Below are 6,000 nucleotides of genomic sequence, written 5' to 3' on the forward strand. Positions count from 1 at the left end.
AAATCCCCAGATTTATCGCGCATTTCCTGCGAATCCCGCCGTGGAAAAGCCCTTCCGCGTGGTTGCTCATGCCTTAATCGGCCGCCATTGTCGCCGGCTAACGTCGCCAAACGGCTGCGAGCGAGTTGCGACCGGGTGGGACAACCTATGGTATTGTCCTGATTGAGAGATTCGCTACAGCCGCGGGAACCTGCGGCCCATAGAGCATCGGATCAGATGAAACTCACGCGTCTCCGCCTCCACGGCTTCAAGTCGTTCGTCGAGCCCACCGACTTCATGATCGAGCCGGGTCTGACCGGCGTGGTCGGGCCGAACGGCTGCGGCAAATCGAACTTGGTGGAAGCGCTGCGCTGGGCGATGGGCGAGACCTCGCACAAATCGCTGCGCGCCACCGACATGGACGCGGTGATCTTCGCCGGCTCCGGCAACCGTCCGGCGCGCAATCACGCCGAAGTGGTGATGTCGATCGACAATTCCGATCGCACCGCGCCGGCGGCGCTGAACGATTCCGATACGCTGGACATCTCGCGCCGGATCGAGCGCGAAGCCGGCTCGCAATATCGCATCAACGGCCGCGAAGTCCGCGCCCGCGACGTGCAATTGCTGTTCGCCGACGCCGCCACCGGCGCGCGGTCGCCGGCGCTGGTCCACCAGGGCAAGATCGGTGAAATCATCCAGGCCAAACCGGAACAGCGCCGCCGCGTGCTCGAAGACGCCGCCGGCGTCGCCGGCCTGCACGCCCGCCGCCATGAAGCCGAACTGCGGCTGAAAGCGGCCGAAACCAACCTGACCCGCGTCGAGGACGTGATCGGCCAGCTGTCGACCCAGGTCGACGGGCTGAAGAAGCAGGCGCGCCAGGCGATCCGGTTCCGTGAGGTCGCCGCCAAGGTCCGCAAGACCGAGGCGATGCTGTATCATCTGCGCTGGCGCGACGCCCAGGCGGAGGTCGCCGCCGCCGCCGAGGTGCACGATCTCGGCGTGCGCCAGCTCGCCGAAACCACCCGGGTGCAGGCCGAAGCTTCCCGCATCCAGGCCGAGCGCGCCTCAACGTTGCCGGGCCTGCGCGAGGCCGAGGCCCGCGCCGCCGCCGGCCTGCAGCGGCTGATCAACGCCCGCGAACAGCTCGACCGCGAAGAGGTCCGTGCCAAGGAGCGCGTGGTCGAACTGGAGCGGCGGCTGGCGCAGTTTTCCTCCGACGTCGAACGCGAGCAGCGGCTGGCGATCGACGCCGACGCCGCGCTGGAACGGCTCGACACCGAAGACGTCGAGCTGCGCGAGGAGATCCTGGAGCGGGTCGAGAAGCGCAGCGGCGTCGACGAGCGCGTCGCCGAAGCCGATGCCTCGCTGAGCGAGGCCGAACAGTTGTTCGCCGAACTAACCACCCAGCTCGCCGAGCTGACCGCGCGGCGCAACCAGTTCGAGCAGAGCGTCCGCACCCATCGCGACCGGCTGGCGCGGCTCGACACCGAGATCAAGAACGTCGAGAGCGAAATCGACCGGCTCGCCGCCGAGACCTCCGGCGCCGGCGACCTGACCGAACTCGCTGAAGCGGTCGAGATCGCTCAGGAGCTGCTCGCCGAACAGGAATCCGCGGTGCAGGCCGCGGAAGCCGCCCATGTCGCCGCCCGGCAGACGCTGGATGGCTCGCGCAGCCCGCTGACCGAAGCCGACAAGCGGGTGCAGCGGCTCGAGACCGAAGCCAAGACCATCAGCAAGATTCTCAACGGCGAGACCAAGAATCTGTGGCCGCCGATCATCGACGGCATCACCGTCGCCAAGGGCTATGAGAAAGCGATCGGCGCCGTACTCGGGGACGACCTCGACGCCCCGGTCGATCCCTCGGCGCCAATGCGCTGGACCGATGTCGGCGTGCAGCCGGAAGACCCGGCGCTGCCCGAAGGCGTCGAGGCGCTGGCCCAGCACGTCACCGCGCCGCCGGAGCTGGCGCGCCGCCTCGCCCAGATCGGCGTCGTGACCAAGGAGCGCGGCAATGAGCTGTGCGAGCAGCTCAAGACCGGCCAGCGGCTGGTGTCGCTCGACGGCGACGTCTGGCGTTGGGACGGCTTCGTCGCCTCGGCCCATGCGCCGACCGGCGCCGCCCGCCGCCTCGCCGAGCGGGCACGGCTGACCGACATCGAAAACGAGCTGGAACAGGCCCGGATCGAGGCGAACGCCAAGCGCCAGGCGCTGGAGACCGCCGAAGCCGAACTGAAGATGGCGGCCGCCGCAGAGACCGCTTCGCGTGAGAGCCTGCGCGGCGCCCGCCGCGAGGTCGACGCTGCGCGCGAGCGCTTCGCCGCCGCCGAGCGTGAGATCAACCGCCACGCCGCACGCAAATCGGCGCTGGCCGAGGCGCAGTCGCGGCTCGCCACCGACCGCGCCGAAGCCGAAGCCGCGCTGGAGAACGCCGAAGCGCAGATCGCCGAGCTGGAGCCGAACACCGAGGCGGAAGCCCGCCTCGCCGCGGTCCGCGGCGACATCGACGGCCGCCGCCGCATCGCCGCGCAGATCCGCGCCGAAGCCCAGGCGCTGGCGCGCGAAGCCGAGCTCGCCGACAAGCGGCTGCAGGCGATCGCCGCCGAGCGGATGGACTGGCAGAAGCGCAAGGCCGGCGCGGCCTCGCAGATCGCCACCGTCGAGGAGCGTGTCGCCGAACTCACCGCCGAGCGCGCCGAGCTGGACAACGCGCCGGAAGTGTTCGCCGAAAAGCGCAGCGCGGTGATCACCGAGATCGAATACGCCGAAGCCGACCGCCGCGCCGCGGCCGACGCCCTGGCCGCCGCCGAGCAGGCGATGGCCGAGACCGACCGCCTGGCGAAGGCCTCGCTCGAACAGCTCTCCAGCGCCCGCGAAGCCTGCGCCCGTGCCGAGGAGCGGATGGAGGCGGCCCGCCGCCGGCTCGAGGACATCGAGCGCGAAATCCGCGACATGCTCGAGGTCGAACCGCAAGCCGCGGCCCAGCTCGCCGAGATCGCCGAGGGCGCCGACCTGCCGCCGCTCGCCGAAATCGAGGAGAACCTGGAAAAGCTGCGCCGCGACCGCGAACGGCTCGGCGCCGTCAACCTGCGCGCCGAGGAAGAGCTGAACGAGGTCGAGACCCAGCACGGCACGCTGGCGGCCGAGCGCGACGACCTGGTCGAAGCGATCAAGAAGCTGCGCACCGGCATCCAGAGCCTGAACAAGGAAGCCCGCGAACGCCTCTTGGCCTCGTTCGAGGTCGTCAACGGTCACTTCAAGCGGCTGTTCACCACGCTGTTCGGCGGCGGCGAGGCCGAGCTGAAGCTGATCGAAAGCGACGACCCGCTCGAAGCCGGCCTCGAAATCATCGCCAAGCCGCCGGGCAAGAAGCCGCAGTCGCTGTCGCTGCTGTCGGGCGGCGAGCAGGCGCTGACCGCGATGGCGCTGATCTTCGCCGTGTTCCTCACCAACCCGTCGCCGATCTGCGTGCTGGACGAAGTCGACGCACCGCTCGACGACCACAACGTCGAACGGTTCTGCGACCTGTTGCAGCAGATGCGGGAAACCACCGAGACGCGGTTCATCATCATCACCCACAACCCGATCACCATGGCCCGCATGAACCGCCTGTTCGGCGTCACCATGGCCGAACGCGGCGTCTCCCAGCTCGTCTCGGTCGACCTGCAGGGCGCGGTGGATATTCTGGATCAGAACGTGGCGTGATTTCTCCCGCCCCTGCTGGGGAGGGCAATCGCAGATGCAAGCCCTCGGGCCATTACTCCGGCTCTCGCTTCACCCTCCCCTGGAGGGGGAGGGTCGGCACGCGGCCCGCGGAGCGGGACGTGTGACGGGGTGGGGTGAGCCGCAGGCACGGCGGATGAACTCTTCGCCACCCCACCCCGCTCGCTGCGCGAGCGACCCTCCCCCTCCAGGGGAGGGTGGTCTCGCGGCACGCTTAGTCCGGGTGGCGTAGCGAAGTCCGGGTTACGATCGCTCAGCCCCGCATTCATGGATCGCGCTGCTCGCGGCTGTGGAAGACGCGCAGCATCAAGATCCGTTCGCCATCGAACGTGTAGCGCAGCACATAGACGGCGTTGAGCACCGGCAGATTCAGCTCGCGATAGCCGCCGGGGCCGGGACGCCCGATCCGCGGATAGTCGGCAATCAGCCGCGCCTGCTTGACGATTTCGGGCGCGATGCGACTTGCGATGGCGGGATGGTTGTCGCGGAGAAATTCGGCGAAGCGTTCGAGATCGGCGATGGCAGTGTCCGACCAGACGAGCTTCACGGTGGACTTCTATCGGCTTCTGGGAAACGGCTTGTAGTCGGGCGTGCCCCATGTGGCGAGCCAGCGCTCGACATCGTCCTGCGGGTAGGTCGCTTCCTCGCCGGATTTGATGGCGGCGACCTGCCGGTCGAGCGCGGCGAGGTCTTCGGCGGAAATCTCGACAGGACTTTCCGACAGCGCTGTCAGGCCGGCGACCACTTCGGCGACCGAGATGCCCTGCGCGTCGGCGCGTTCGCGAAGACGGGTTGCGGTGGTCTCGTCGACCTCGATCAGCTGCCGCTTCGATGCCATCGGCTTGGCCTCGGCTTCATCAGGCGTGGAGGGTGGGCACGGCGCTTCGCGCCTGTGCCCACCCTACTCTCGTTAGTTATCCAGGAAGCTCCGCAGCTTCCTCGACCGCGACGGATGCTTCAGCTTGCGCAGCGCTTTCGCTTCGATCTGGCGGATGCGCTCGCGGGTCACCGAGAACTGCTGGCCGACTTCTTCCAGCGTGTGGTCGGTGTTCATGCCGATGCCGAAGCGCATGCGCAGCACGCGTTCTTCGCGCGGGGTCAGCGAGGCGAGCACGCGCGTGGTGGTCTCGCGCAGGTTCGACTGGATCGCGGCGTCGATCGGCAGCACCGCGTTCTTGTCCTCGATGAAGTCGCCGAGATGGCTGTCTTCTTCGTCACCCACCGGGGTTTCGAGCGACAGCGGCTCCTTGGCGATCTTCAGGACCTTGCGGACCTTCTCCAGCGGCATGCCGAGCTTTTCGGCAAGCTCTTCCGGGGTCGGCTCGCGGCCGATCTCGTTGAGCATCTGGCGCGAGGTGCGGACGATCTTGTTGATCGTCTCGATCATGTGCACCGGGATGCGAATGGTGCGGGCCTGGTCGGCGATCGAGCGGGTGATCGCCTGCCGGATCCACCAGGTGGCGTAGGTCGAGAACTTGTAGCCGCGGCGATACTCGAACTTGTCGACCGCCTTCATCAGGCCGATGTTGCCTTCCTGAATGAGATCGAGGAACTGCAGGCCGCGGTTGGTGTACTTCTTGGCGATCGAGATCACGAGGCGCAGGTTGGCCTCGACCATTTCCTTCTTGGCCTGACGGGCTTCGCGCTCGCCCTTCTGCACCGAGTGGACGATCTTGCGGAATTCGCCGATCTCGAGACCGGTGAGCGCCGCCATCGACTGCACCTCCTGGCGCAGGTCCTTGATGCGGTCCTTCTCGTGGTGGACGAAGTTCTTCCAGCCCTTGGCCGAGAGCTTCGACACCCGGTTGAGCCAGCGCGGATCGAGCTCCGAGCCCTGATAGTTGCGCAGGAAGTCGTCGCGGGCGACGCCGTGGCTGTCGGCGAGCCGCATCAGGCGGCTCTCGAACGACACCAGCTTCTTGTTGATGTCGTAGAGCTGCTCGACCAGGCTGTCGATACGGGCCTGGTTGAGGCGCAGCGACTTCACCTCGACGATGATCTCGTCTTTCAGCTTCTTGTACTTGCGCTCCTGCGACGGCGACAGCTGCTCGTTCTGCAGCTGGTTGGCGATGTCCTGCTCCTGCAGCTTGCGCAGCTTCTTGTAGTTGTCGGCGATCTTGTCGAAGGTCTCGACCACCTTCGGCTTCAGCTCGGCCTCGATCGCGGCGAGCGACATCTGGTTCTCGAACTCGTCGTCGTCGCCGTCGCCCTCGGGCGCGCCTTCGCCCTCGCCTTCGGCCGGCGCGGCGCCGCGCTGCTGCGCGGGACGGAACGGGGTCGCGGACGGCGGAGCCGCCGGCG

Annotated in this window: 4 protein-coding genes; 1 reads left to right on the forward strand and 3 read right to left on the reverse strand. The window is 67.8% G+C overall.

The annotated features are described in order from the left end of the window. Window positions 1-216 precede the first annotated feature (216 nt). Window positions 217-3,681 carry a chromosome segregation protein SMC gene (smc, locus tag DU475_RS13905; protein ID WP_164632458.1) on the forward strand — a complete coding sequence of 1,155 codons (3,465 nt, stop codon included), beginning with the start codon at window positions 217-219 and terminating at the stop codon, window positions 3,679-3,681. A 283-nt stretch (window positions 3,682-3,964) separates the two neighbouring features. Here the strand turns inward: smc and DU475_RS13910 are convergent, their stop codons facing one another. The 3 genes from DU475_RS13910 to rpoD form a co-directional block, all read right to left on the reverse strand. After that, window positions 3,965-4,246: a type II toxin-antitoxin system RelE/ParE family toxin gene (locus tag DU475_RS13910; protein WP_164632459.1), complete on the reverse strand. Its 282-nt coding sequence runs from the start codon at window positions 4,244-4,246 to the stop codon at window positions 3,965-3,967. A gap of 9 nt (window positions 4,247-4,255) precedes the next feature. Beyond that, complete coding sequence (locus DU475_RS13915; RefSeq protein WP_164632460.1) at window positions 4,256-4,537, reverse strand: hypothetical protein; 282 nt, start codon at window positions 4,535-4,537, stop codon at window positions 4,256-4,258. A gap of 72 nt (window positions 4,538-4,609) precedes the next feature. Beyond that, a partial coding sequence (gene rpoD / locus DU475_RS13920) for an RNA polymerase sigma factor RpoD (RefSeq protein ID WP_164632461.1) occupies window positions 4,610-6,000 on the reverse strand: 1,391 nt, incomplete at its 5' end.

Origin of the sequence: Rhodopseudomonas sp. WA056 (assembly GCF_010906995.1) — a bacterium.
Taxonomy (GTDB): domain Bacteria; phylum Pseudomonadota; class Alphaproteobacteria; order Rhizobiales; family Xanthobacteraceae; genus Rhodopseudomonas; species Rhodopseudomonas palustris_G.